This is a genomic window from Pseudomonas sp. RHF3.3-3 (assembly GCF_048069595.1).
In the GTDB taxonomy this organism is placed as follows: Bacteria; Pseudomonadota; Gammaproteobacteria; order Pseudomonadales; family Pseudomonadaceae; genus Aquipseudomonas; species Aquipseudomonas fuscovaginae_B.
Map to the genome: position 1 here is coordinate 3,898,688 of NZ_CP182250.1, position 26,603 is coordinate 3,925,290.

Genomic DNA, 26,603 nt, shown 5'->3' on the forward strand with positions numbered 1-26,603 from the left:
GCGGTCACGAACCCAGCACCCGCCCCTTCACCGCATTGGCCCGGGCGCCGTAGGTGATACGGCCTTGCGCATCGGCCGGCAGACGCTCACGCAGCCGCGCCTTGAGCCGGGCCAGATCCTCGGCGGCCATTCTGGCGAGCGTCGCACCGACACTCGGCGCGCCCCGGGCAGTTTCCCAAAAATCATCGAAATCCATGAAGGTGCGCTTGACCTCGATCGCGCGTGTCTCGATGTCATGCAGGCCGGCCGCGCCCCAGAGCTGGCGCATGTCCTCAATCCGTGAAGCCTCGGGGCTGGGTGGCTTCGGCACCGCGATGCCCAGCCCGCGGATCTCCGACAGCAGCGCCTCATAGGGGAAGCCGCCCCCGTACATATCCCAGGCATAGGCGGCAACGACGCCGCCAGGGCGCACGACCCTGGCCATCTCGGCAACGCCCTGGGCCGGCTCGGGAACGAAGAAAATCACCAGCGGCATCACCGCAATGTCGAACGCGTCTTCGTCGTAGGGCAGCGCCATCGCATCACCCAGCAGGAACGTGGTGGAGCCCAGCGCCGGTCGTGTACGTGCATAGGCCAGTTGTTCCTCGGAGGGATCCACGCCATCCACCGACACCGGCTCGCAGCGCCCGATCAGCATTTCGGTGAAGGCCCCGTTGCCACAGCCGATGTCCAGCCAGCGCTGGCCCGGTGCCGGGGCTATCCAGTCAAGGAACGCCTCCCCCGCCAGTTGGCTCCACTTGCCCATGTACCGCTCGTACGAGGCACCATCATTGAAGCGGATTGGTTCGGTGCTCATGTCAGTCCTCCTTTAAGTCATCCTCTATCGGGCACGCTGCGGTCAGGCGAATATCAACCAGGCCATCTGGAAGCGCCCTCAATACCCGGTCATCTCCAGATACCCCACGCCCTGTTGGCTGCCACTCAGGCTGATCGGCCCCTCCCAGTAGGAAAAGGTGGTGCCCATCCAGGCATCGTCCCGTAACGGCTTCGTCTCGATGCGCAACTGCCTACTCGGAATCTCCAATTGCCACTCCACCGGCAACTGGCGGCCAGCGACGCGGGCCGCCCGCCCGGGCGTCAGCAAGATATCGTCACCCCGGAGCACCTGCGCCTGGCCATCGGCACCGATCCAGGTCCCGGCCCGATAGGCCTCGCCGCCCTGCTGTCGTACCTGGAACAGCATGACCTTCGAGCCATCGGCCAGGTGCAGGGAAAACCAGTCCCAGCCGGACTGCTCCGCTGCCAGCGGCTGGCTGCTCCACTCGCGGTCGAGCCAGGCCTGGCCGCTGACCTGGACCTCACGCCCGTCGACCTGCAGACTGCCATTGACCTGGAAATACGGCTGGCTGTAGTACCACGAGGCCTGCCCCTTGCCGGACTTCAGGCTATAGCCATGATCCCCCTGCAACACCAACGGCCGATCGCTACTGAGGTGCAAGCGGTAGCCGAAATCGCTGCCATGGGCCGTCAGCAACATCTGCCCCAGGCCCTGGTTGGCCGGTGAGAGGCTGTGCAGTTGCCAGTCGTCGATCCAGGCATGCAGCGGCTCGGCCTCGACGCCAGCGGTACCGACCCCGGCCCGGGACAAGGCCTGGGCATAGTGATGCCCCTGCTCACTGGTCAGGGCTGCATGCCCCATCCACAAGGTGGGCTCGCTCCAGCCCTGCAGGTCGCCGGGCACCCGCAGGGCGCTGCGGAACAACGTCCATTGCACGCCATAGCGGTGACCCTCGGCATCCTTGAGGTTGGCGGTGATGTACCACCACTCGATGCGATAGTCGCGATGCGCACCGTGGTCGCGGGGAAACTCCAGCGTCTGCCCCGGTACGACCTGGGCGAAATCGCTGGCGCTCGCGCCCAGACCGGCGAAGCCTTGCACTTCAGGCGCCGGCGATTGATCGCAGCCAACCAGCAGCAAGCCGAACAGCAATGCGAACAAGCCCCTAGCGTTCATTGGCAAACGTCCTCAACAAGGCCACCGGGCTGACCCGCAACAACTTCCACAACGGCCAGGCGGCCGCCACCAGGGTCACCACCAGCGCCATCAGCGACAGGTGCAGCAGTTGCCAGGGGAAGACGATCATCGGCAGACGCCAGCCGAAGGCCTGGACGTTCACCACCGCCACCAGGCACCAGGCCAATGCCAGCCCCAGCGGGATTGCCAGCAACAGCGTCAGCGAGCCCAGCAGCAGGGTCTGCCCCAGGCTCAACAACAGCAGTTGGCGACGGCCAACCCCCAGCGCCCACAACGGCGCCAACTGCCCCAGGCGGCTTTCGCTCAAGCTCAGCAGGCTGATGAACAGCGCGACGCCGGCCACCCCCAGGGTCAGGCTGTTGAGGGCCGTGGTCGCGGCGAAGGTGCGCTCGAAGACCTTGCCGGCCGTATCCTTGAGTTCGCCCTGGTCGATCAGGTGCGCCTCGTCGAGATGAAAGGTCTGCCGCAGCGCCTGCTTGAGCGGCGCCACGCTGTCGGCAGCGGTCAGCAGGCTGTAGCGGGTTGGCCGCAGTTCAGGCCAGTGGGCCTGCAGCGCACGCCCCTCCAGCAGCAGATGACCCTTGGGATTGCCGTAGTCGGCGTATATGCCGAGCACCGGCAGCGACCAGTCGCCAACCGGGGTAGGCAGCACCAATGAGCGACCGAGTTCGAGCCCCAGGTGCCGCGCCAGTTGCTCGCTGACCATCACCCCCTCGCCCGCCAGCCACCGCGGCCAGGCCCCCTCGACCGACGCCAGCAATGGCCAGTGCTGACGATAGGCCGGCACCTCCGGTATGCCGCGCACCTGGGTCGGCCAACCCTGCAGGCTGATTTCGGCGTCCCAACCCGGCAATACCGCCTGGACATCGCTGCGTGCCGCCAGCCAGTGTTCCAGTTGCGCGTTCTGAGCGGGGTCCTGGGTTGTGATATACAACTGGGCGAACAGGCGCTGGTCGAGCCAGCCGTTGAAGGTCTGGCGAAAGCCCGAGGTCATGCTGCCCACGCCAATGTTCGCGGCCAGGGCCAACAGCAAGGCCATCAGCGCCAGGCTCAGCGCCGGTAACTGCTGGCGGCTGTCGGCGATGAACCACTGACTCAGGGGCCGACGGCAGGCCGGCAGCAAGGCGCTCAGCAACCCATTCAGGCAAACCGGCAACAACAGCGCCGCGGCAATCAGCAAGGCCGCCATCAAGGCAAAGCCACTGGCCAGGCTGTTGCCCCAGACGATGCACGCCGGCACCAGCAACGCCAGCGACACGGCCAACCAGAACTGCTGGCGCAACCGCCGGGCCTGGGCCGCCCGCCAGGCTTCGGCCTGGGCCAATGCCAGCAACGGTAGCCGCGCAGCCCGCCAGACACTGCCAGCGCCGGCCAGCAAGGCACCGCCCACGGACAGCCCCAGCCCCGCTAGCCAATCGCTGGCCGGCAGGTTCAGGCTGCCAGCCACCTCGGCACCATAAAGCCCCCGCAGGCTCGCGGCGACATCCGGCAGCAGCAGGCTGGCCAGACCGTAACCACTGATCACGCCGAGCAGTCCACCCACCAGGGCAAATCCCAGCAGTTCCACCGCCAGCGCGCTCAACAGGCAGCGAGCGCTGACCCCACAGGAACGCAGGGTGCGCAGCAGGCCGCGGCGCTGCTCCAAGGCGAGGCCGATCGCTCCGTGGACAATGAACAAGCCGACGATAAATGCCAGGAAACCCAGGGCGCTGAGGTTGAGATGGAAACTCTCGGTCAGGTGTGCCAGGTCGCTCTCGTCACCCGGCGCCTGCAGACGCAGGCGATGGCGCAAATCGCCCGGCAACGGCGGATCGGTGCGTGCAAAGTCGGTCGCCAGCAACAGTTGTGACAACTGCCCCGGGGCATCGAGCAACTGCTGGGCGGCACCGATATCCATCAGCAGCAGGCCGGGCGGCAGTTGCGGGCGCAGGGCCAGAGGCGGCAGCAGCAGTCCTTGCGGCGTGCGTGGCCGCTCGCCGACCTTCAGCCCCAGGCGCTGCAGGGTATCGGCCGCCACCCAGGTCTGCCCCGGCACGCCGATGAAGGCCAGCAACGATTCGCTGTCCACGGCCTGACCGGCCAGGCTGCTGTCGCGCGGCAGGCTGACCGGATCGATGCCCAACACCTGCAGGCGCTGGACATGCCCCGGCTGGCCTGGTTCATCCAGCTCCAGACGCCCCTGCAACAACGGCGAGACCGGCCAGCCGGCCAAACGCAACCGGACGAACACCTGCTGCTCGAAATGCCCGCCATCGCGGCTGACCAGGCGATAAGGCGCCGCACCGCCGATCAGTTGGCTGGCCCGCGCATAACTGTCCCGAGCCTGGCTGTTGAGCGCCTGGACACCGATCAGCAAGGCCGTGGCCAACCACAACCCGGCGAGGACACTGGCCAGTTGCACGCGATGCCGCCACCAGTGACTGAGCAGCGCGCGCAAGGCCCAGTAGAACGTCCTCATGACTCGCTCAGCCGGCCACCGTGCAGACGCACTCGACGCTGCAGGCGGCTGGCCATGCGTTCGCTGTGGGTGACCATCAACAGGCTGGTGGCGTTGTCGGCGAGCAGTTCCAGCAGCACATCCAGCACCTCGTCGCTGGTGCTCTCGTCGAGACTGCCGGTGGGTTCGTCGGCCAGGATCAACGGCGGTCGGGCCGCCAGGGCACGGCCGAGGGCGACCCGCTGTTGCTGGCCTCCGGAGAGCTGTTCGGGATAACGCGACAGGGTCTGCCCAAGCCCCAGGCGCTCGATCAGCTGGTTCTCCCACTGCCGATCATGGCGCCCGGCCAGGCGCGCCTGGAATGCCAGGTTGTCGGCCACGCTCAGGCTGGGGATCAGGTTGAACTGCTGAAAGATCAGGCCGATGTCCTGGCGTCGCCAGTTGGCCAGTTGCACTTCGCTCAATTGGCAGAGGTCACGCCCGCCGACCTCGATCGAACCGCTGTCGGCGCGGTCCAGGCCGGCCACCAGATGCAACAGGGTGCTCTTGCCACTGCCCGACTCCCCCATCAGGGCCAGGCTCGCGCCCTGCTCCAGTTCCAGATCCACCCCCTGCAACACGGCCAGCGGTCCCTGGGCCGTGGCGTAGGCCTTGCTCAACCCGCGAATACGCAACATCGATAACCTCTTCCCGAGACAAGCCCGGCTGGCGAAACGCCAGGCCAGGCTTTACGATGTCAGCCGTTATAGGGCATCACGAACCATTTTGCACGCGCGTTCAACCGGGGAAGTTGGCTCGCAACGCCTCCAGGCGCTCGCCCCCACACCACCATCAGCGGTCCGCAGGCTGCGGCCCCGGCCGCCCTCGCTCAGGCGGCTGTCGGGAATGAACGGCAGCCGGACAGCCCCCCTTCAACTTCAGACAACACCTGCCGGGACGTCGGCGGGTTCACCCCTTGCCGATCAGGGCGAACAGCCGGGTCACGGTCTGGCGGATCGGCCCGGAGTTGTCCAGCAGCACCAGCGACGGGTCGTCTCCGGCTCCGAGGGTAAAAGCCGCATTGCGCGCCAACCGTGCCTCGATCTCCGCCGGCGACTCACGACGCCGCTCCAGCAGCCGCTCGCGCAACACCGCCTGGTCCACCGTCAGCAACACCGCCAGCAGGTCGGGATAACGCTGGCGGGCCTGGGGCAGGTAGCCGCGCGAACCGTTGACCAGCACGTCCAGGCCATCAGCCAGCCATTGATCGATTTCAACGGGAATGCCATAGCTCAGGCCGTTGGCCTCCCAGCTCATGGCAAAGGCCCCCTGCTCGCGCATCGCCGCGAACTGCTCGGCACTGACCCCGTGGGCCGCTTCGCCCACCGCCTCGGCGGAACGGGTAATGACCCGTCGCACGATCCGGCAGCCATGCTGCGCCAGGTCATCGCGGGCGGCATCGAGCAGACTGTCCTTGCCGGAGCCCGAAGGCCCGATGAGATAGATCAACCTGCCCGCCATCACCACATCCTCTGTACTTGTCGCCAGGCCTGGAGCAGCGGCTGGCCGGATCAATAATCGCCGCACAGAATATCCAATCAGCGGGGTTTTTCCAGTGGCGCGATCAGGTTGTCGGTACGCGCCTGAACCATCGCCAGCACACCGCCACGCCGATGAGCGTGCTTGCCATGCTCAGCACCAGCACCACCCCACGAGCCCCCAGCGGTGCCGCCAGTATCCCGACCAGCAAACCTGCCAGGGGCTGCGGCAGGTTGTTCAGCAAGGTGATCACGCCAACGGTCTTGCCGAAATCCTGCACCGGGATGGCCCGCTGGCGGACGCTGCGCATGTACACGTTGAACATCTTGTCAAAGCCGATCACCAGCAGGAAACCTGACACATACCCCGCGATCGAGGGACTGAAGCCGCTGATGAAACCGCCCAGCAGAATCAGCGCATAGGACAGCCCGCCCAGCAGGCGCAACGACAGGCTGATCCGTGCCAGCACGAACAGGATGGCGATGGTCACACCGGCGCCCACCGCCTGCAGCCCGGCATAGTAATCCTTGCCCTGCTCGTGGACGCCGACCACCAGGGTGGCGGAGGTCGCCAGGGTCACGCCGACGATCAGGTTGACCCCGACCGCCAGGCAGATGATTTTCTGCAACTCGGGCAGCGTGCGGATATGCCCCAGGGCCGTGCGCAAGGGCTGCAGCCAGGGTCCCGGCTGCTGTTCGAAGGCAGGGAGCGTGACCGCGCTGCTGCGTTTCCAGGCGAGCATCGCCAGGTCGGCCAGCACGAACAGCCCGGCCACCCCCAGCACCACCCATTGCCAGGCCATGGCCTCCAGCAGCAGCGCGGCCAACAATGGGCCGAGCACCAGGCCGCTCTGGTCGGCGATCTGCGAATAGGACAGCGTCCTGGTGTAGCTGTAGCGCGCGAAGATATGCGGCAACAGCACCTCCCGGGCCATGATGCCCTGGGTGGTCAGTACCCCGCACAACGCCGACAGCACAACCAGCCAGTAGATCCCGTCGAACAGCCCGTGACCGGCAACGGCCAGTACACAGGCCGCGGCCCGGCAGGCCTGGCTCAGATGCAGGATACGCACCGGCGAAAAGCGGTCGCACAAGGCCCCGCACACCGGAAAGGCCAGAAACCGTGGCAACGCCTCGGCAAAGAACGCCAATCCCGTCCAGGCGGCACTGTGGGTGGTCTGGAACACCATCAGCGGGACGATGAACAACAGGATCTGATCGGCCAGCCTTGAAAGAAACAGCGACGCAAAAAACGCCAGGTAATCCCTGCCCATCCCTTTCCCCCTTGCAGGAGCGGCCGGCCGATGCTCGGTTGCCCGCGAACCGCCAAAGGCGGGGTCAACATGTCAAATGTCGTGACGCGCCACCAACCGCGAAAAACTCGCCAGGCAAGCCGCCGCCGCAAACCCCGCCCCGATAAACAGTGCCAGAATCGGCCCCTCATGGCTCGAGATACCGAAACTCAAGGCCACCAGCGCCGCCCCGGTCGACTGCCCGAGCAACCGCGCCGTGGCGATCGTCCCGCTGGCCCCGCTGCTGCGCTCACGCGGCGCGCTGGTCAACAGGGCCTTCTGGTTCGGCGACTGGAAGAAGCCGAAACCCAGCCCGCAGATGATCATGCGGATGCCGATCTCCAATGCACTCGGATCACTGGGCAGCAAGGCCAGGGACAACATGCCCAGCGACAGCACGCCCAGGCCGATTCCCCCGAGCAACCCTGGCGGGTAGCGGTCCGACAGTCGCCCGGCAAAGGGGGCGATCAACGCCACCACCACCGACCAGGGCGTCATCAGGTAGCCGGTCTGCACCGGATCGCGGCCCAGTACCGTCTCGAAAAAGAACGGCAAGGAGACGAACGCCAGGCCCTGGGTGGCAAACGAGCAGAAGGCCGTCAGGGCTGACAAGGCAAACATCGGCCGCTTGAGCAGATCGAGGGGAAACATCGGCGCCGGATGCCCGGCCTCCCGTCGAATCATCAGGTAACCGGCGCAGACACACACCAGCAGTGCCAGGCAGATCGCCGTCGCCCCGGCGAACTGGGCGCCCTCGCCCAACGCATAGATCAGCGAACCGAAGGTCAGCGCGCTCAGGCCGGCCGTGCCCCAGGCGAAGCGCTGGCCATTGGGCGGCGTATGCGGCAGCGAAGGGATCGCCATCGCCAGCGCAATCAGCCCGATGGGAATGTTCACCCCGAACAGCCAGGGCCAGTCGGCCACCGACAGGATCAGCGAGGCCACGGTGGGCCCGGCGGCGAACGAGATACCCACCACCAGCGCATTGAGCCCCATGCCCTTGCCGAGTTTTTCCGGCGGGAACAAACTGAAGATCAGCGCCGCGTTGACACTCATGATCGCACTGCCGCCAATGCCCTGCAGCACCCGGGCGAGCGTCAGTTGGGTCAAGGTGGTCGACATCGCACACAACGCCGAGGCCACGGTGAACAGCACCAGGCCGAACATATAGATCTTGCGATGCCCAAGCACCCCGCCGAGGGAGGCGAAGGCCAGCAGGGTGGCCACCGCCGCCAGCTGATAGGCGTTGATGATCCACACCGAAGCGGCGGGCGTGGTGTGCAGACTGCTGGAAATCGCCGGCAATGCCGTGTTGGCAATGGCGGTGTCCAACGATGACAGGCCGATGGCGATCAGGATCGCCAACATGCCACTGGCCTGGCGCGACAGGCGCAGCCCGAAAATTCCCGATGAACCGCTGATCACACACCCCCGAAATCCGCTCTACCCTGCGGATCATAGCGTTTTGCTCAATATCCGTGAGCAGATCTTGCTGAACCCTGACTGTACGAACTCACATCAGGCTTGGCTCCGTCCCGCCGCCCAGGGTGATCTCCTGACTCTGCCCGATAAACTAGCGCTTTCTGGGAGCACGCCCAACCAAAAGCCTGGCAATGATCCATAAAATGCATCAATCCATTCTAAAAATGCACTTATCAAATCTATTAGGCTGCTCCAGTATCACCACCAATAAAAATCTGCACCCGATGCAGGCCATAAAAAACGCTGGAGATCTAACGATGCACGCCACACCACCCACCGCCAGTTCCGCCCGTGCCAAGGCGGGCGCGGTATTCCGTGTCACCTCGGGCAACTTCCTCGAGCAGTTCGACTTCTTTCTCTTCGGCTTCTACGCCACCTATATCGCTGCCGCCTTCTTTCCTGCCAGTAGTGAGTTCGCCTCGCTGATGATGACCTTCGCGGTCTTCGGCGCCGGCTTCCTGATGCGCCCGCTGGGCGCGGTCATCCTCGGTGCCTATATCGATGAGGTCGGTCGGCGCAAGGGCCTGATCGTCACCCTGTCGATCATGGCCAGCGGCACCATCCTGATCGTGCTGGTACCCGGCTACGAGAGCATCGGCCTGCTGGCTCCGGCCCTGGTCCTGCTCGGGCGCCTGCTGCAAGGGTTTTCCGCCGGCGCCGAGCTGGGCGGGGTCTCGGTCTATCTGGCGGAAATCGCCACACCGGGGCGCAAGGGTTTCTACGTTGCCTGGCAGTCCTGCAGCCAGCAGGTCGCCGTGGTGGTCGCCGCCGCCCTGGGTTATGGCCTGAACCAGTGGATGGCCGCCAGCGCCGTGGCCGATTGGGGCTGGCGCATTCCGTTCATGCTCGGTTGCCTGATCGTGCCGTTCATCTTCTTCCTGCGCCGCAACCTGGCGGAAACCGAGGAGTTCGCCCAGCGCAAGCGTCGCCCGGGCATGCGTGAAGTGCTCAACACCCTGGCACAGAACTGGGTCACGGTGATTGCCGGCATGCTGATGGTCGCGCTGACCACCACCGCCTTCTACCTGATCACCGTCTACGCACCGACCTTCGGCAAGACCGTACTGCACCTGAGCACCGCCGACAGCCTGCTGGTGACCCTGCTGGTGGGTGTCTCCAACTTCTGCTGGCTGCCCCTGGGCGGCGCGCTCTCCGACCGCATCGGCCGCCGTCCGGTACTGCTGGCCATGGCCGGGCTGACCCTGGCCACGGCCTATCCGGCGCTGTCGCTGCTGGTCAAGGCACCGAGCTTCAGCAGCATGCTGCTGGTGCTGCTGTGGCTGTCGTTCCTCTACGGCATGTACAACGGCGCGATGATTGCCGCGCTGACCGAAATCATGCCGGCGGAAGTCCGCGTGGCTGGTTTCTCCCTGGCCTACAGCCTGGCGACCGCGGTGTTCGGCGGTTTCACCCCGGCGATTTCCACGGCGCTGATCGAATACAGCGGTGACAAGGCCGCACCGGGTTACTGGATGAGCCTTGCCGCCATCTGTGCGCTGTGCGCGACGCTGTTCCTGTATCGCAAGGCGAATATGCAGCTCAAGCCTGCCCTCTAGTTTGTGCCCCCTCTGCCCTGTGGGAGCCGGTTCCCACGGGGCAGCATCGTATTCCACCCTTCCAAGAAGAGACATGTGATGAAAGCACTCTTTCTGAAACTCGCCCTGATCGGCAGCATGGCCCTGGGCAGCGTCGCCCAGGCCGAGGAAATCCGCGTGATGACTTCCGGTGGCTTTACCGCCGCCTACAAGATTCTCGGCCCGAAATTCGCCGCCGAAACCGGCAACACCCTCGACACCGCGCTCGGCCCGTCCATGGGCAAGGCCCCGGAGGCGATCCCCAATCGACTGGCGCGCGGCGAAAAGGCCGATGTGGTGATCATGGTCGGCTACGCCCTCGATGAACTGATCAAGCAAGGCAAGGTCGTGCCCGCGTCGCGGGTCGAACTGGCCGACTCGCGGATCGGCCTGGTGGTGCGCGAAGGCAGTGCCAAGCCGGCCATCGGCACCGAGCAGGAATTGAAGGACACCCTGCTCAAGGCCAAGTCAGTGGCCTACTCCGATAGCGCCAGCGGTGTGTATATCCAGGAGCAGCTCTTCAAGCGCCTGGGCATCGAGGCCCAGCTCAAGCCCAAGGCGAGCATGGTACCGAAGATCCCGGTGGGCACGGTGGTGGCGAGCGGCGAATACCAGTTGGGTTTCCAGCAGGTCAGCGAGCTGCTGCCGGTACCGGGGGTGACCTTTGTCGGCAAGATTCCGGAGTCGGTGCAATCGGTGACCCGGTTCGCCGCCGGTATTCCGGTTGATGCACAACACCCGGAACAGGCGAAGGCATTGCTCCAGTATCTGGCTGCCCCGGCTGCCCAGGAGACGGTGAAGGCCACCGGGCTGGACTCAGTGAGCCGCTGAGCCGTTTTGCGCGGCGGATGCTGGCGCTTTCGCGGACAGATCCGGTTCTCACAACAGTCCGTGGGAACCGGATTCATCCGCAAACGGCCTGGCCAGCCCCCACCTCATAACCCCCACTACCCCGCCGGCTGCTTCATTTCCACGATCAGCCGCTCCAGCTCCAGGGCCGCCGGGGTCAGCACCCGGCCCCGGCGCTTGAGCAACCCCACCTTGCGCATCACCTGCGGCTCGATCAACGGCACACCGGTCAGAATCGGATGCTCCGGTCCCGGCATCGCCATGGTCGGCACCGCCGCCACCCCCAGCCCCGCTTCCACCAGGCCGATCATGGTCGTGACGTGCCGGGTCTCGCAGACCCCCGGCTTTTCCGGCGTGAGACGAATCAGTGCCTGATCGAGCAGGAAACGGTTGCCCGAAGTCTTGTCGAGGCTGATGTAGTCCTGCTGGTACAGTTCCTTCCAGCTCACACTGGCCCGCTGCGCCAACGGATGATCACGTCGGCAGGCCACCACGTAACGCTCCTCCACCAGCAGCTCGAACTCGATTTCCGGCTGCAGATTGCCCGTGAAGCTCAGGCCGAAGTCCGCCTCGCCGCTGAGCACCGCCGCATGCACGTCGTTGGCGCTGGAATCGAGCACCTTGATCCGGATCTTCGGGTACTGGCGGTGATAGTGGGCAATCACCTTGGGCATGAAGTAATACGCCGCCGAGGGCACGCAGGCCACGGTGACATGCCCCAGCCGGGTCGAAGCGACATCGGTGATGCCCAGCAGCGCAACGTCCAGATCATCCAGCAGCCGCTCCACCGTGGGCGCGAAGGCGCGACCGACCTGGGTCAGGCTGACCCGTCGGGTGGTGCGTTCGAACAGCCGCACGCCAAGGGCTTCCTCGAGCTTTTCCACCCGCCGGCTCAGGGCCGGCTGGGAAATATTGATGGCCTGGGCCGCCTTGCGGAAACTGCCCTGCTCGACCACCGCGCGAAAGGCCTGCAGATCGTTCAAATCGAAGTTGATGGCCACGGCGTACACTCATCGGAAACAGATTGATCAGTGTAACGCATGGATCAGCCAGATAGATGCAGCCAATGAAGCAGCGTCATGCCTGAGCCGCCGCAAGCAACGGCGGCATCGGGCAATCGAGGATATCGGCCACCGCCCGCATCAGTTCAGCCTCGGCCGCAGTGACCTGGCCGTCATGCCCGATGCAACGGGCCATGGCCTTGAGCAGTGCCGGCTTCTGCAACGGCAGCAAACCGGTCAGGCGATGCAAGGCCGCCTCCAGGGCTTTCAGGTCGCCCTCGCCCCTGAAGGCCGGCACCACGAACGCCAGTTCGGCGCAGCCATGGGCAAACGCCTGGCCGGCCCGCTGCGGATCAGCCTGCCCGGCCCGGGCCAGGAACGACAGCAGCAGCGCCACCTCGTCGGCCAGCGCCTCCAGGCGATACTTGCCAGCCACCGAGCGCAGACCTTCGACATTGCGTTCGACGATGCGCAACAAGGTCCACTCCAGCAGCTCGACCCGATCGTCCGCGCGGATCAGCAAGGCCATGCCACGCTTAACGGCGTTGAACTCGTCCCGGCCCAACTGCCTGAGCGCCGGGATCGCCAGATCGACCAGGGCCAGGCGTTGCCCCTGGGGCACCTCGCGCAACGGTGCCCGCAAGGCTTCCAGGCGCTCGGCCAGGGCCGGCTGCAGATGCGGGCGCAGCAGGTCCAGTTGCTGTTGCTGCAGGACCTCCACCGAATCGAGCAACAGACCGTAGACCAGTGCCTGGGCGCCTTCCCTGTCGTGGGCAGCCCGGATCAGGGCCTCGGGCAAGGTCTGCAGGGTATCCCGGGCCTCCTGCAGGTGCGCCAGGCCAGGGTCGCCGATCGCGGCAATCGACTGGGCAACCGCCGCTTGAGCAAAGGCCGTCGACCCGGCCGGGCGAGCAGACGGCGTCGATGGCGCGACCAGCTCTTCGGGGTGGTCGCCCGAGCGTTTCACCTGCGGATACTGGCCATCCCAACCCGGCTCGATCCGGCGAATACGTTCCGCCAACGGCGGATGGGTGGCGAACAGACCGTCGATGGCCGATTTGATCCCGGCCCCGAAATACAGATGGCTGAACTCGGCGGCATTCGCCGCCCGCAACTGCGAGCCGGCCGCATGGCCGCCGATCTTCTTCAGGGCACCACCGATGCTGTCGGGATTGCGGGTGAACTGCACCGCCGAGGCATCGGCGAGGAATTCGCGCTGGCGACTGACCGCAGCCTTGATCAGGTTGCCGAAAAATGTCCCGGCATAGCCAAGTATCAGCAGAGTCAGGCCAACGGCCACCTTGAACAGCTCGCCCTTGTTGTCGTTCGAGGACGAGGAACGGCGCGAGGAACCGCTATCGCTGCGCAACACCCAGTGTCCGATCAGGCCGATCAGCAGGATGCCGTGGAGCAAGGCGATCAGCCGCATGTTCAGGCGCATGTCGCCGTTGTAGATATGGCTGAACTCGTGGGCGATCACGCCCTGCAGCTCATCGCGATCGAGCAGGCTCATCGCCCCCTGGGTCACGCCAATCACCGCATCCTTGGGGCTCAGGCCGGCGGCAAAGGCGTTGATACTGTCATCTTCGAGGACATACACCGACGGCACCGGCGCACCGCAAGCCAGGGCCATTTCCTCGACCACATTGAGCAGGCGCTTTTCATGGAAGTCCTGGGGATCCAGGTTGATCAGCCGCCCGCCAAGGCTTTCGGCGACCAGCTTGCCGCCGGCATTCAACTGCACGCGCTTGTACAGCGAGCCGAACAGCACCACGCCGATCACCACCACCGCCACGGCGCCGACCAGCGTCGGGTCCAGCACCGGCGTCACGCTGCGGCGGCTCTCCGATTCGCCATAGAAGTGCCAGATCAGGGTCAGAGCCAGGCTGGTCAGGGCGATCAGGCTGATGACCGCCAGGGCCATCAACAGGACCAGGCGCCCGGTTTGACGGCGGGCGCGGTCCTGGTGTTCAAAGAAATTCATGAACCGTCCGTGGATGAAAGCGGATTAGAACGACACCTTGGGTGCAGCCTGGATCTCGGCACTGTCGGCGAACTCCAGCAGGCTGGCATCGGCGGAGTGTCCAAAGGCGGCAGCGAAGAACACCGGCGGGAACGTCTGCTTGTAGGTGTTGTATGCCATCACCGCGTCGTTGAATGCCTGCCGGGCGAAGGCCACCTTGTTTTCGGTGCTGCTCAGTTCTTCACCGAGCTGCTGCATGTTCTGGGAAGCCTTGAGGTCCGGGTAGGCTTCAAGGGTCACGTTCAGGCGGCCCAGGGCACTGTTCAGCAGCCCCTCGGCGCTGCCCAGCTGGGCCATGCTGCCGGCATCGCCCGGCTTCGAGGCGGCGGCCTTGAGACCGGTCACGGCCTGGTTGCGGGCGTTGATCACCGCTTCCAGGGTACCGCGCTCATGGGCCATGTAGCCCTTGGCGGTTTCCACCAGGTTGGGGATCAGGTCGTGACGACGCTTGAGCTGGACCTCGATCTGGGCGAAGGCATTCTTGAAGCGGTTGCGCAGGGTCACCAGCTTGTTGTAGATGCCGATGACATAGAAGACCAGGAGGGCGATGATAACCAGAAGGATCAGAATGAAGGTCATGTGACGTCCTTATCTTCGTCAGGAAAATGAGCGGCGATGTTAGCGCAAAATCTCCGGTAGGCGCAGAATTCGCCACTACCACCGTTCACGCCCCTGCGACAAAACATCACACCGGCGATGAGGATGCCGAAAATCGCGCGTCGACCTCTTCATTTGCACGACCCTGCCCGCTAAGATCCGCGCCTGCGTTGCCAGCCCAGAACTCCTATAAGACCCCGCCTGCAACACCGTCACTCCGTCCGTTTCCTGAGGTCATCATGTCCGTGCAATTATTGACCATGGCGCTGGCACCGCTATTGGGTCTGTTCATCATCAGCATCGGCAGCGCGCTGATGTCTTCGCTCACCACCCTGCGCCTGGACGCAATGGGATTCTCCGCCAGCATGGTGGGGATCGTGTCGTCGGCCTACTTCATCGGCCTGACCCTGGGCTCGGTCTTCAACGAGCGGCTGATCGTGCGGATCGGCCATATTCGTGCCTACAGCTGTTTCGCCGCACTGATCGCGGTCACCATCGCCTTGCAGGGCCTGAGCCACGACCCATGGGTGTGGTCCGGCCTGCGCCTGGTCGGCGGCTGGGCGCTCGTCGGGGTGTACCTGGTGGTGGAAAGCTGGTTGCTGCTGGTGGCCGAGCCGAAGATCCGCGGGCGCCTGCTGGCGCTGTACATGATCGCGCTGTACGGCGCCGGCCTGCTCGGGCAGATGAGCCTCGGCCCGGTGATGGACGCCGGTGAAAGCGTACCGTTCACCATCGCGGCGATGCTCGCTTCGCTGTCGCTGGTGCCGATCGCCATGATTCCGCGGGTCACCCCGCCGGTCGAACGCGCCGAGCCACTGCCGGCCGGCCAACTGATCCGCATCACCCCGACCGGCGTGATGGGCTGCTTCGGCTCCGGGGTGATCATTGCCGCGGTGTACACCCTGCTGCCGCTGTACCTGCAAAAGGTCGGGCTGAGCGTCACCGAAGTCGGCCACACCATGGCCGCGGTGATTTTCGGTGCGATGGTGCTGCAATACCCGGTGGGCCGCTGGTCCGACCGCAAGGACCGCCAGACCGTACTGATCGTCCTGAGCGCCGCCTGCGTGCTGTTGTCGGCGATCACCCTGCTGCTGCCGGCGTCGGGCTGGCCGATGCTGGTGGTGATGTTCCTGCTCGGCGGGGGCGTCTTCGCGGTGTACCCGGTGGCCGTCAGCCACGCGGCGGACAGTGCGCCGTCCGGCGCCCTGGTGCGAATGATCCAGGGGCTGCTGCTGATCAACTCGCTGGGCTCGGCGATCAGTCCCCTGGCGATTTCACCGCTGATGGAATGGGCCGGGCCGTCCGGGCTGTTCTGGGCCTTCGCGGTGCTCAACCTGGCGCTGGTGATGTTCTTCGTCTGGCGCCGTCGTGCACACCCGGTGCCGGTCGCCGCCGCGCCGTTCGCCGCGGCCACCCAGTACTCTCCCACCGGCGTCGAACTGCGCATGACCCAGGACCTGACCGAAGCGGTAGAGGCCCACCAGGCCGCGGAACAGCCTACCCCGGCGCACTAGGCCGCCTGCCAGGGCCCGCTACCCGTCCAGGAGTATGCGGGCCACCGCCTTGACCTCGCGCCATGCCTTTCTTCAGACCCGAATAGGGTATTAAGGAAGACATCTTGTAGGTAACATCCTACGCAGATCCTTACCGCTGCGAGTCGCCAATGCCAGGGAATGCTCCGTTTGAACAGCCACGGTGGGCGCGCGACCTGTTGCGCTTCCTGCCGCTGAAAAGCCAATTTGTCCTGTCAGGGAACATCCGCGACCTGCAAGCCTGCGAGGTGGCGCCCGGCACCGTCACGGCGCAGAGCTTCAACCAGGCGCTGTGCGATCTGCTGCTCACCAGCGGCTATGCCCAAGTGCTCGCCTGGGACCCCGTCGCCGGTTTCCGCATGCTCGGGCGCCCCGGCAGCGACCCGGCTACCGGGCAGGCCCTGCTCACCGAACTGGGCCTCACGCCAGTAGACGGCATTGCCCCAGCGGGAATCGACCTGCTGGGGGTTACCCTGCAACGCCTGGTCAATCGCCCGGGCGAGCCGATCGCCCTGATCGTCGACTTCGCGTCCCGCCTGGTGGTGCGCAACGACTCGCTGAGCGCGGCCGAACACCAGTTGTTCACCCAGGCCCTGGTCCTGTCGCACCAGACCCGCAGCCGCCCGGCCGGAGAACAGCGCAAACCCTTCTTCAACAGCGTGCTGTGGGTGGTGGAAAAGGAAGGCGACCTGCCCGACTGGCTGCTGGTCGACAACCCGCGCCTACGCCACATACCCGTGTCCAAACCCGACCAGATGGCCCGCCGGGCGTTGGCGCCGGCACTGCTCAAGGGGCTGTCGGGCAAGTCCGACGCCGGCGAGCAGGAGCGGCAGGCGGCCATCGACGCCTTCGTCGAAAACACCGAAGGCCTGTTGTTGCTCGATTTGAGCGCCATCGCCCAGTTGGCCCGGGTGGAAGACGTGCCGATGGAACGCATCACCGATGCCGTGCGTCGCTACAAGGTCGGCGTCACCGAAGACCCCTGGCTGAAGATCGACCGACAGCGCATCCGCCAGGCCGATGACATCGTGCGCCGGCGTGTCAAGGGCCAGACCCATGCCGTGACCCACATGCTCGACATCGTCAAACGGGCCATGACCGGCGTCGGCGCCAGCCGCAAGGGCAACCGCCCGCGGGGCGTGGCCTTTCTCGCCGGGCCCACCGGGGTCGGCAAGACGGAGCTGGCGAAAACCATCACCAGCCTGCTGTTCGGCGACGAAAGCGCGTACATCCGCTTCGACATGTCGGAGTTCAGCGCCGAACATGCCGACCAGCGCCTGATCGGCGCGCCACCGGGCTACGTCGGCTATGACGTGGGCGGCGAGCTGACCAATGCCATCCGCGAAAAACCCTTCAGCGTGGTGCTGTTTGACGAGATCGAGAAAGCCCACCCGCGCATCCTCGACAAGTTCCTGCAGATCCTCGACGACGGCGTACTGACCTCCGGCCGCGGCGATCGGGTGTATTTCTCCGAGGCGCTGATCGTGTTCACCTCCAACCTGGGCATCTACCGCCAGGGTGAGAATGGCGAACGCGCCGCCAACGTGCTGCCGGGCGAACCCTATGAAACGGTCCGCGACAAGGTCCACGGCGAGATCGACCGTTACTTCAAGCTGGTGCTCAACCGCCCGGAAATCCTCAACCGCATCGGTGAAAACATCATCGTATTCGACTTTATCCGCGCGGAGGTCGCCGAGCAGATCTTCACCCAGATGGTCGATAGCACCTTCGCCGACCTGCGCGACCAGCAACTGACCATCGAACTGGCCCCGGCCGCTCGCCAGACCTTGCACGACCTGTGCCTGCGCGACCTGTCCAACGGTGGCCGCGGCATCCGCAACCAGCTCGAAGCGCGTCTGCTCAACCCCTTGTCCAGGGCGCTGTTCGACCAGGAGGCGGAACCGGGCCAGGCGTTCCTGATTACCGAACTGGATGCCAACGGCCTGAACCTGGAACGTCGCTGAACATGGAACTGAGCCTGTCACGGGTGCATTTTCCGGTCACCACACTGGGGCCGGGACGGCGCCTGGGCATCTGGTTCCAGGGCTGCAGCATTCGTTGTCCGGGCTGCATTTCCGCCGACACCTGGGGGCCCGGCCGCTGGCGTATCGGCTTGCCTCAACTGCTGGCGCAACTGCAGCCGTGGCTGGCCGAGGCCGAAGGCATCACCCTGTCCGGTGGCGAGCCCTTCGACCAGTTCGACGCATTGCTGGCCCTGCTCGGTGAACTGCGCCGCCTGAGCGACGTCGACATCCTGGTCTACAGCGGCTATTCGCTGGAGCAGCTCGAACCCAGGCTACGGCAGGCCCATGGCCTGATTGATGGCCTGATCAGCGACCCCTACCGGCAGGAACAGCCGCAATCGATGGCCTTGCGCGGCAGCGACAACCAGCGGCTGAGCCTGTTCACCGAACGGGGGCGCACGCGTCTGGCCGCCTATGAGCGGCGGCTGATACCTGCCGACAAGGCGCTGGACCTGATGTTCGACGACGATGGCAGCGTCTGGATGGCCGGCATCCCAAGGCGTGACGACCTGCTTCGGCTACGCGACCTGCTCCATGACCAAGGCCACCAACTACAGCTGAGCGCCCATACCTCGCGGCCTCGCCAAGGGAAGTGATACGGATGATTCGTTTTTGCCCAAACTGCCAGTCGGAGCGCTCGCTCGCGGAAATCTTCTGTGAAGGCATCCTCGGTGACCATGCCTGCGGCTGGGACCTGTCCGGCGAGGCCATTCACCCCGATGGCTGGCGTCCCCAAGCGGTTGTCACCGTGGACGAACTGGCCCAGGTCGCCGACGAAGTCGCCGCGGCGCCCCTCACCGCCCTCTGCGAAAATGGCCATCCCCTGGAGGCCGGCGACCTGATGTGCCTGGAGTGTGGCAGCGGCCCTGCGGCTGCCCCGTCGAACGACATCGAGCCGCCACAAGCGCCCCTGCAACCCGACAGCGCCACACGGGTGGAGGGTTGGCACCTGCTGCGGCAGATCAGTTGCACCGACGGCGTCCGCGAGCGCTACATCGCCCGGCATGAGGAAAGCGGCCAGCAGGCCGTTCTGACCCTGTACCGCCCGGGTGCCGAACCGGACCCGGCCATCTACGACGTGATCCGCCGGCTGCCCCGCGACCATGTGCCGGAGATTCTCGCCACCGGCCGCTGGAATGAGCGCGCCTACGAGGTGATCGAGGAACTGACCGGCGGCACGTTGGCCGACCTCGGCAGCGTCGTCCGCGATGCCGCCGCCGTTCGCCATGTGGTCGGCGAGCTGGGCCAGGCCCTGCATGCCTTCAACGAGGCCGGCCTGCGCCATCGCGACCTGCGCCCGGCCAGCCTGCTGGTGCGCAGCCGCGAACCGCTGGACCTGGTGATCAGCGGCTTTGGCTCGGCGCGGCTGTCCGAGTTCGACCTGGATATCGTTTCCCCGCTGGAAACCAGCCGCTACATGGCCCCCGAAGCGATCGCCGGCGGCGTGGCCCCGGCGTCGGACTGGTGGAGCCTGGGCATGGTCCTGCTCGAACAGCTGACCCAGGGTGCCTGCTTCGAAGGCATCAACCCCAACGCCTTCCTGATTCATGTGCTCGCCAACGGCGTGCCGATCCCCGACGATCTCGACCCGCAACTGAACCTGCTGCTGCGCGGCCTGCTGGCCCGTGACCGGCACCAGCGCTGGCAGTGGCCGCAGGTGCAGGACTGGCTCAACGGCCTGCCGGTAGAGGCTCCGGCCTCGTCGTACAGCGAACGGGATGATGACGAAGGCGCGGCCATCACCCTGGGCAGCCAGCGCTTTCGCAAACCCTCGGTATTCGCCCTGGCGGCGGCCCAGGCGGACCACTGGGCCCAGGCCCTCGACCATCTGCTGCGTGGCGTCATCGTCACCTGGGCCGAACACATCGGCCTGGCGCCGCGGCTACTGGCCGGCTTGCGCCAGGTGGCCCAGCACGAAGGCATCGAGGACGATTTCCGCCTGATGCTGGCCCTCAAACTGCTCAACCCCGAAATCCCGCTGATCCATCGCGGAGAAATCGTCACCCCGGGCTGGCTGCTGGACCATCCGCTGGAGGGTTACCGGCTGATCAGCGGCTCGCTGCCCGACCTGCTCGAACAGTTGCAGACCGAAAGCTGGCTGTCGCGGCTCAGCGTCCGCGCGCAGAACGTTCGCCAGCGGGCGCTGCACCAGCACATCGAGGTCGACGAAGAGCAGTTGCGCATCTACCTGCTGTCCACCTCCCGCGCACGGCTGGCCGCCCAGTGGCAGGACCGCCAGCGCCTGCTGCCGGACACCGACCATCCTGGGCTGCAGGTCCTGTCGGAGCGCCGGGTGATCGCCGAAGAGGACCTGATCGTCCTGCTCAGCGCGAACATCAGCCAGTTCCGCTCGGCCACGGCGATCGTCGAGCAAGCCGCGGGCCTGGCCAGGGAAGCCGATGTCCGGCTGTTTGACACCCAGAGCGCCAGCGCGTTGCTGGAGCACAGCCGGCAGGATCTGTATCGCGCCGTCGACGAGCGTATCAGCGGCTTCGCCCGCAGTGGCGTACCGGCGGTGGATGACTGGGCGGAGCAGTTCCGCCTGGAACGGCGCATGCCGCTGGCCAAGGCCCTGGTGCTGCTGGCGATTCCCGCCGAGCAATGGCTGGAGCCGCAGAAGCAGCAGTACGTCTCGCAGATCCTCGATTTCTTCGAGAAGAAGGTCGTCACCGCGGTGATGCGTGGGCCCCTGGTACGCATGAGCATCGGCAAGACCACCGCGCGGGTCGATCTCCAGGAACTGGACAGCGAGCGTCGCCCCGCCGCCGCCCTGCTCGATCACCTGTTGCTGCGCAACGCCCGTTCGGTGAGTCTCGACCCGGAAAGCTTCCTGGCCAACACGCAACTGGAATCGCGACTCCACGCGCTGCACCGGCAAAGCTCGCTGTACAAGCGCGATACCGGCATCGACGGGTTGTACCTGGGGTTCCCGTTCCTGCTCAGCCGCGATGCCCGGGGCAATACCCGTCCACGCATCGTGCCGTTGCTGCTGTGGCCGCTGAAACTGCTGGTCGAAGTCGGCAGCCGCGCCCAGGTCGCACTGGCCTTCGACGGCGAGCGCGAGGAAGTCCGGCTCAACCCGGCGCTCGACAGCCTGCTCGGCCCCGAGGCCTGCAAGCAGTGGCGCAAGACCGCCGAAGAACTGCTGGGCCGCTCGGCGATCCGCGCCGCCGATGTGATGGACGCCTTTGGCATGCTCGCCACGGCTCGATCACGGGCCTTGACCGCGCTGCCGCCGACCAGCATCGAAGTGACACCGTACAAGGACGAACTGGCCTGCGCCGCCGTGCTGTTCCATGTCACCTTCATGGGCCAGGCCATCGGCGAGGATCTGCGCCAGTTGAGGTCGCTGTCCCCCGCTGGCACCGGCCTGGAAACCGCCCTGCGCCTCAAGGAGCCGGGCGAAGCGCAGGACAGCGGGACACCGCCCGAACTGCAGCGCTTCTTCACCGCCGCCAGCGACCCGTCCCAGGAGGCTGCCGTCCTGCGCGCCCGGCAAAGTCCCGGGTTGCTGGTCGAGGGCCCGCCGGGCACCGGCAAGAGCCAGACCATCGTCAACATGGTCGCCGACGCCATTGGCCGCCAGCGCAGCCTACTGATCGTCTGCCAGAAGCATGCAGCCCTGGAGGTGGTGCACAAGCGCCTGGTTGCCGAAGGCCTGGGCCAGCGCATCGTCATGCTCAATGACGTCAACCGCGACCGCGAGCCGGTCATTCGCAGCATCCGCGAGCAACTGGAAGCGCTGTTTATCGAGGGGGCCTGGGCCCCCGACTGGCAGCGCCAGCGCGAACGCCTGGCGGCACGCATCGAAACCCTGGAAGGCGAACTGGACCGTTTCCACCAGAGCCTGCATCGTCTCGACGAGGCGACCGGCCTCAGTTACCGCGGCTTGCTCGGAGAACTGATCGAACTGGAGCAAGGCAGCCCTCCCCTGGAGTTTCCGGCACTGCGCCAGCGCCTGGCAGGACTGGACATCGCCAGCCTGACACGCCTTGAAGAAAACTGCGCACCGCTGATCCGTCTCTGGCTGCCGGCCCGTTTCGAAGGCAGTGCCCTGGCACAGTTGCAGCCTTTCGCCGCCGACCCGGCGACCTTGCAGGCTTTCACCGAATGCCTGCAGGCGTTTGTCGCCGCGGAAGCGGCTCGCCAGGGCGTGCTGCAGGAACACCTGTCCAGTTTCGAAGTCGACGACCCCACGCCCTACCGGAGCTGGATGGCCGGACATGTCGAGGCCTTGCTGGGCCTGAAGGAAGAACAGCGCCTGCGGCTGGCCCGTTGGTTGCCGCTGTTCCGTCGCAGCGAAACGGCCCAGGCCCTGCGCGGCGAAACCCTGCTCGCCGAGCTGGGTGATGTCGAACTGCAGCTGCGCCAGCTGGATCCCGCGCACTACCTGCCCGCCCACTCCCCGGCACTCAGTGCCCTGACCGACAAGGAACTGGAGCGCTTGCGGGTACAGACCGCCCAGGTGCTCAAAGCCAAGTCCTGGCTGGCCCGGATCAACCCGTTGCACCTGATGCGGCGCAGGCGGGTGCGGGCTTTCATGCGCAGCCACGACGCCCAGGCCGACGACTCCCGCGTGCCGGCACTGCTGGCCGCCGCCGAACTGGAAATCCGCACCCGCCCTCTGCATGCGGCCCTGAACGCCGCGCGCCAGGCATTGGGCCTGGAAGCGATTGCCCAGGCCGTCCGGCTGGAGCTGGCGAGCCTGACCAGCCAGGATATCCGCCACCTGCGCGAGATCCAGGCACTGGCCCAGGGCCTGGCGTCGGCGCCGCGTGGCGAACAGGTCGATGCCGCGATTCTTACGGGGCAGAAGCAGAGCTTCGAGGCGCTGCTCAAGGACCTCGATGCCGCACTCGTGCGCCACGGTGCACGACAACACAGCCTGGACCGGCTCAAGGCCCTGGCCGACTGGATCGGCGACGACCTGCGCCAGGCACTTGAACGTGCCGTCGCCACCAACGAAAGCAACCTGCTGGCCCTGACCCGACTGCAACAGGACCTGCCCGCACTGGCCGCCTACCAGCGTTTTCGCGGCCGGGTCGGGCAACTCGGCCAGGCCGACCTCGAACTGCTCGCCCTGCTGCGCCAAATCCAGGACAAGCTCGATCAGTTCCCCGTCGACCAGCTCGAAAGCGCCGTGCGCCGGTTGCTCAATCGTGAAGCCCGGCTCGGCTGGAAGCACCGGATCGAACAGGCCAACCCGGAGCTGCTGTTCGGCCAGGACGAGGCCCGGGCGAAGATTGCCGGCCTGGCCGAGGCCGACATCCAGATGCGCCTGCTCAACCGCGAACTGCTCGGCAAGGGCGTCGACCCTGCCCGCCTGGGCAGCCGCAAGCAATGGGAAGACGTCACCCGCCTGACCGGCAAACGCTCGCGACGCCTGCGCGAGTTCATCGAAATGGGCTCGGAACTGGGCCTGATGAGCCTGCGCCCGGTCTGGCTGATGAACCCCGACGTGGCCAGCCGCGTCCTGCCGCTCAAGGCCCGCCTGTTCGATACCGTAATCTATGACGAAGCCTCGCAGATGCCGGTGGAGTTTGCCCTGCCAACGCTTTACCGCGGCCGGGTGACAGTGATCAGCGGCGACGAGAAACAGATGCCGCCCACGGCGTTCTTCTCAAGCCGGGTCGAAAGCGATGAGGCCGAACTGTTCGACGGCGACCTGCCGGACGAAGACGCCGACGAGGAACAGCGCGAAGCCTTCGAAGACACCTGGAACCGCCGCGAGATCAAGGATTGCCCGGACCTGTTGCAACTGGCCCGCAGCGTACTGCCCAGCACCACCCTGGAGATCCACTATCGGTCGGCCTACCGCGAACTGATCGGCTTCTCCAACGCGTCGTTCTACGGCAACCGCCTGAGCGTGCCGGTGCGCCATCCCCAGGCCAATATCCTGCGGATCAAGCCGCTGGAGCTGATCCAGGTGGACGGGCTCTACCAGAACCAGAGCAATATCCTGGAAGCCGAGCGGGTGGTGGAACATCTCGCCGAGCTCTGGCGCCAGCCCCACGAACAGCGCCCGTCCATCGGCGTGGTCACCTTCAACCGCAAGCAGGCCGACCTGATCGAGGAACATCTGGAGCGACGCGCCGAGGAAGACGAGGTGTTCCGCCAGGCCTACGCCCAGGAGCGCGAGCGTCTGGAAGACGGCGAAGACATGTCGGTGTTCGTCAAGAACGTGGAAAACGTCCAGGGTGACGAACGCGACATCATCGTCTTCTCCACCACCTTCGGCCGCAACAGCCAGGGCGCGTTCCGCCGCAGCTTCGGCGTGCTCGGGCAGAAAGGCGGCGAGCGGCGGCTGAACGTGGCCGTCACCCGCGCCCGGCGGAAGGTGGTGCTGGTCACCTCGATGCCGATCGCCGACATCTCCGACATGCTCAACACCCACCGCGCCCCCAACAGCCCCCGCGACTACCTGCAGGGTTACCTGGAATATGCCCGGAGCCTGTCGTCCGGGGAGTTCGCCACCAGCAGCAGCCTGCTCAACCGCCTGCAGACCGACCGTGGCGAGGCCCGGCGCCGTCAGCAGCAGCCGCGCGACGGTTTCGTCAGCACTGTCGGCCAGTACATTCAGTCGCTCGGCTGGCAAGCCAGCAGCGCCAACGAGGGCGATGCCTTTGGCCTGGACTTCGCGATCGAGAACCCGGCCACGGGCCTGTATGCCATTGGCATCGAATGCGACTCCCCCTGCCACCCCCTGTTGAACCGCGCCCGGGCCCGGGAAATCTGGCGGCCGTCGGTGCTGCACCGGGCCATTGCGAGCCTGCACCGGGTCTCGTCCCATGGTTGGTACCACGATGGCGAGAATGAACGGGCACGGCTGCGGGCGGCGATCGAGAACGCCCTGCAACCTGCCCTCGAACCCCAGCCGGACAGCCCGGCGCCCCTCACGGAGACCAGCTCATGAGTGGACCGAAAGTCGTCCGCATCGTCACCCGGGAAGAGATCCTGGCGATCTGCGAGGCTCACCTTCAGCGCCTGGCAACCGCCCTCGAACGCTGGCTGGCGCAGGCCGGCAGAATCGGCGAGCTGAGCGAAGCCGACCGGGCTGCGACATTGGCCCGGCATGAACGCCTGCGCGCCTTGCTGCAACAGGATCAACTGCGCGAACTGCAAAAGGCCGTGCCCATCGAAATCGACTTCCTCGAACGTGACCTGGAAGAGCGCGAGGAACGGGCGATTATCCGGGCGACGGAAAAACGCCAGCAGCAGCGGCGTGTCCACGAAACCGCGGCGACCCTGCTCAAGGCCCTGCACGCCAAGCCTGGCCGGGTAACCGGCGAACTGTTGCAGCAGATCGGCGAACTGGCCCAGGGTGCCCGACGTGAAGACGCGGATACCCTGCTGGCAAAGGGTTTCGCCCTGCTGACCAGCGTGCCCGCACAGGAAGCCCTCGGCGCAGAGCAACACGCCCTCGCCCAGCAATTGAAGAGCGATGCGCCGACACCTTCGCTGGCCGACTGGATCGCCCGGCAGCAGCTCGACGGTTCAAGGGATGTCCGCCTGTTGCGCATCGACCGACACATTGCCGAACTGCAACTGCTGCACGGTGCACAAGCGGCCGAAGCATTTGTTCTGAAACTGCGGAAGGCCGAGGCCGAGTCGCGCCAGCAGGCCCGCAACCTGCTACTCGACAGCCTGGTACTCGACCTGGCCCACGCCACGCGCCGCTACCAGGACCAACGCGCCCGTTTCAATCAGTTGCAGGGCCTGGCCAACGAAGTGGCCGCCTTCAAGGATTCCACTCATCAGCCACTGCTGGAGCGCGTCGCAAACAGTCACGCCAGCCCGGCCCCGCAGCAGATGGACGAACTGATCGAGCAATGCAAGGCCGTGATCGCGGCCCACCTGCAGGCACAGGCGGCCATCGCTCGTCGCCAGGCGATCCTGCAGGGGCTTGCGAGCCTCGGCTACGAGACCCGCGAAGGCATGGAAACCGCCTGGGCACAGAACGGTCGGGTGGTACTGCGCAAGACCGCCACGCCAGGGTTCGGGGTCGAAGTGGGCGGCAAGGCCGACACCGGCCGCCTGCAAGTGCGTGCCGTGGCCATGAGTCACGAACGCGACAAGACCCGGGACCGCGACATCGAGACCATCTGGTGTGGCGAGTTCCAGCGCCTGCAGGCGCTGCTGAAAAGCCAGGGCGGTGATCTGATCATCGAACAGGCCCTGGAGGTCGGCCAGGTCGAGCTCAAGGTGGTGGCGGCTGCCGAGTCGCAGCAAACCCTCGAAACGAGCCGTTCAGAGAACAGGACCGGCGGCTGATCGCCGGGCCCTCGTGAGCAATGCAACCG

At 65.9% G+C, this 26,603-nt stretch carries 17 protein-coding genes; 7 read left to right on the forward strand and 10 right to left on the reverse strand.

Translation table 11 applies throughout. The features are described from left to right. Positions 1-4: 4 nt before the first annotated feature. The 7 genes from ACMGT0_RS17140 to ACMGT0_RS17170 all read right to left on the reverse strand — a co-directional run bounded on the left by ACMGT0_RS17140 (position 5) and on the right by ACMGT0_RS17170 (position 8,589). Positions 5-796 (reverse strand): class I SAM-dependent methyltransferase, encoded by a 792-nt coding sequence (locus ACMGT0_RS17140; RefSeq protein ID WP_416769042.1) that lies wholly within the window; start codon positions 794-796, stop codon positions 5-7. Between the two features lie 78 nt (positions 797-874). Further along, positions 875-1,954, reverse strand: coding sequence for a lipocalin-like domain-containing protein (locus ACMGT0_RS17145; protein ID WP_416769043.1), 1,080 nt, complete (start codon positions 1,952-1,954; stop codon positions 875-877). Then, positions 1,944-4,433: an ABC transporter permease gene (locus tag ACMGT0_RS17150; protein WP_416769044.1), complete on the reverse strand. Its 2,490-nt coding sequence runs from the start codon at positions 4,431-4,433 to the stop codon at positions 1,944-1,946. Before ACMGT0_RS17150 ends, ACMGT0_RS17145 begins: the two co-directional genes overlap by 11 nt. Beyond that, a complete protein-coding gene (locus ACMGT0_RS17155; protein ID WP_054060487.1) occupies positions 4,430-5,089 on the reverse strand; it encodes an ABC transporter ATP-binding protein in 660 nt (219 codons plus the stop codon). The genes ACMGT0_RS17150 and ACMGT0_RS17155 overlap by 4 nt, the downstream gene beginning before the upstream one ends. A 271-nt stretch (positions 5,090-5,360) precedes the next feature. After that, the gene (gene phnN / locus ACMGT0_RS17160) at positions 5,361-5,912 is read right to left on the reverse strand and encodes a phosphonate metabolism protein/1,5-bisphosphokinase (PRPP-forming) PhnN (RefSeq protein ID WP_054063238.1); all 552 of its coding nucleotides are present in this window, start codon (positions 5,910-5,912) and stop codon (positions 5,361-5,363) included. Between the two features lie 103 nt (positions 5,913-6,015). Beyond that, positions 6,016-7,203, reverse strand: a complete 1,188-nt coding sequence (locus tag ACMGT0_RS17165; RefSeq protein ID WP_416769045.1) for an MFS transporter — start codon at positions 7,201-7,203, stop codon at positions 6,016-6,018. A gap of 72 nt (positions 7,204-7,275) precedes the next feature. After that, positions 7,276-8,589 (reverse strand): MFS transporter, encoded by a 1,314-nt coding sequence (locus tag ACMGT0_RS17170; RefSeq protein ID WP_192842778.1) that lies wholly within the window; start codon positions 8,587-8,589, stop codon positions 7,276-7,278. 371 nt (positions 8,590-8,960) lie between these two features. Between ACMGT0_RS17170 and ACMGT0_RS17175 the strand changes: the two genes are divergently transcribed. After that, entirely contained in the window at positions 8,961-10,259 is a 1,299-nt protein-coding gene (locus ACMGT0_RS17175) for an MFS transporter (RefSeq protein ID WP_273820884.1), read from the forward strand. A 78-nt stretch (positions 10,260-10,337) separates the two neighbouring features. Next, the gene (locus ACMGT0_RS17180) at positions 10,338-11,108 is read left to right on the forward strand and encodes a substrate-binding domain-containing protein (RefSeq protein WP_054060483.1); all 771 of its coding nucleotides are present in this window, start codon (positions 10,338-10,340) and stop codon (positions 11,106-11,108) included. Positions 11,109-11,224: 116 nt separating this feature from the next. Here the strand turns inward: ACMGT0_RS17180 and ACMGT0_RS17185 are convergent, their stop codons facing one another. The 3 genes from ACMGT0_RS17185 to ACMGT0_RS17195 form a co-directional block, all read right to left on the reverse strand. Continuing rightward, entirely contained in the window at positions 11,225-12,127 is a 903-nt protein-coding gene (locus ACMGT0_RS17185) for a LysR family transcriptional regulator (protein WP_054060482.1), read from the reverse strand. 76 nt (positions 12,128-12,203) lie between these two features. Further along, positions 12,204-14,111 carry a M48 family metallopeptidase gene (locus ACMGT0_RS17190; protein ID WP_416769046.1) on the reverse strand — a complete coding sequence of 636 codons (1,908 nt, stop codon included), beginning with the start codon at positions 14,109-14,111 and terminating at the stop codon, positions 12,204-12,206. 24 nt (positions 14,112-14,135) lie between these two features. Beyond that, on the reverse strand, positions 14,136-14,729 hold the full coding sequence (locus tag ACMGT0_RS17195) for a LemA family protein (protein ID WP_054060480.1): 594 nt from the start codon (positions 14,727-14,729) through the stop codon (positions 14,136-14,138). 26 nt (positions 14,730-14,755) lie between these two features. On the opposite strand from ACMGT0_RS17195, the gene ACMGT0_RS17200 reads away from it, so the two are divergent. From ACMGT0_RS17200 to ACMGT0_RS17220, 5 genes are all read left to right on the forward strand, one after another. Then, positions 14,756-16,261 (forward strand): MFS transporter, encoded by a 1,506-nt coding sequence (locus tag ACMGT0_RS17200; RefSeq protein WP_416769047.1) that lies wholly within the window; start codon positions 14,756-14,758, stop codon positions 16,259-16,261. A 149-nt stretch (positions 16,262-16,410) separates the two neighbouring features. After that, a complete protein-coding gene (locus ACMGT0_RS17205) occupies positions 16,411-18,243 on the forward strand; it encodes an AAA family ATPase (RefSeq protein WP_416769048.1) in 1,833 nt (610 codons plus the stop codon). Positions 18,244-18,245: 2 nt separating this feature from the next. Beyond that, the gene (locus ACMGT0_RS17210) at positions 18,246-18,899 is read left to right on the forward strand and encodes a 4Fe-4S single cluster domain-containing protein (protein ID WP_416769049.1); all 654 of its coding nucleotides are present in this window, start codon (positions 18,246-18,248) and stop codon (positions 18,897-18,899) included. 5 nt (positions 18,900-18,904) lie between these two features. Next, positions 18,905-25,216 (forward strand): AAA domain-containing protein, encoded by a 6,312-nt coding sequence (locus ACMGT0_RS17215; protein WP_416769050.1) that lies wholly within the window; start codon positions 18,905-18,907, stop codon positions 25,214-25,216. Then, entirely contained in the window at positions 25,213-26,574 is a 1,362-nt protein-coding gene (locus ACMGT0_RS17220; protein WP_416769051.1) for a hypothetical protein, read from the forward strand. Before ACMGT0_RS17215 ends, ACMGT0_RS17220 begins: the two co-directional genes overlap by 4 nt. Positions 26,575-26,603 lie beyond the last annotated feature (29 nt).

Excerpts from the sequence above, each read along its gene's own strand:
- ACMGT0_RS17205 (WP_416769048.1), top strand. The coding sequence starts at position 16,411 with ATGCCAGGGAATGCTCCGTTTGAACAGCCACGGTGGGCGCGCGACCTG.
- ACMGT0_RS17165 (WP_416769045.1), bottom strand. The coding sequence starts at position 7,203 with ATGGGCAGGGATTACCTGGCGTTTTTTGCGTCGCTGTTTCTTTCAAGG.
- ACMGT0_RS17140 (WP_416769042.1), bottom strand. The coding sequence starts at position 796 with ATGAGCACCGAACCAATCCGCTTCAATGATGGTGCCTCGTACGAGCGG.
- ACMGT0_RS17150 (WP_416769044.1), bottom strand. The coding sequence starts at position 4,433 with ATGAGGACGTTCTACTGGGCCTTGCGCGCGCTGCTCAGTCACTGGTGG.
- ACMGT0_RS17170 (WP_192842778.1), bottom strand. The coding sequence starts at position 8,589 with ATGTTGGCGATCCTGATCGCCATCGGCCTGTCATCGTTGGACACCGCC.
- ACMGT0_RS17155 (WP_054060487.1), bottom strand. The coding sequence starts at position 5,089 with ATGTTGCGTATTCGCGGGTTGAGCAAGGCCTACGCCACGGCCCAGGGA.
- ACMGT0_RS17200 (WP_416769047.1), top strand. The coding sequence starts at position 14,756 with ATGAGCGGCGATGTTAGCGCAAAATCTCCGGTAGGCGCAGAATTCGCC.
- ACMGT0_RS17180 (WP_054060483.1), top strand. The coding sequence starts at position 10,338 with ATGAAAGCACTCTTTCTGAAACTCGCCCTGATCGGCAGCATGGCCCTG.
- ACMGT0_RS17215 (WP_416769050.1), top strand. The coding sequence starts at position 18,905 with ATGATTCGTTTTTGCCCAAACTGCCAGTCGGAGCGCTCGCTCGCGGAA.
- ACMGT0_RS17145 (WP_416769043.1), bottom strand. The coding sequence starts at position 1,954 with ATGAACGCTAGGGGCTTGTTCGCATTGCTGTTCGGCTTGCTGCTGGTT.
- ACMGT0_RS17195 (WP_054060480.1), bottom strand. The coding sequence starts at position 14,729 with ATGACCTTCATTCTGATCCTTCTGGTTATCATCGCCCTCCTGGTCTTC.
- ACMGT0_RS17175 (WP_273820884.1), top strand. The coding sequence starts at position 8,961 with ATGCACGCCACACCACCCACCGCCAGTTCCGCCCGTGCCAAGGCGGGC.
- ACMGT0_RS17210 (WP_416769049.1), top strand. The coding sequence starts at position 18,246 with ATGGAACTGAGCCTGTCACGGGTGCATTTTCCGGTCACCACACTGGGG.
- ACMGT0_RS17190 (WP_416769046.1), bottom strand. The coding sequence starts at position 14,111 with ATGAATTTCTTTGAACACCAGGACCGCGCCCGCCGTCAAACCGGGCGC.
- phnN (WP_054063238.1), bottom strand. The coding sequence starts at position 5,912 with ATGGCGGGCAGGTTGATCTATCTCATCGGGCCTTCGGGCTCCGGCAAG.
- ACMGT0_RS17220 (WP_416769051.1), top strand. The coding sequence starts at position 25,213 with ATGAGTGGACCGAAAGTCGTCCGCATCGTCACCCGGGAAGAGATCCTG.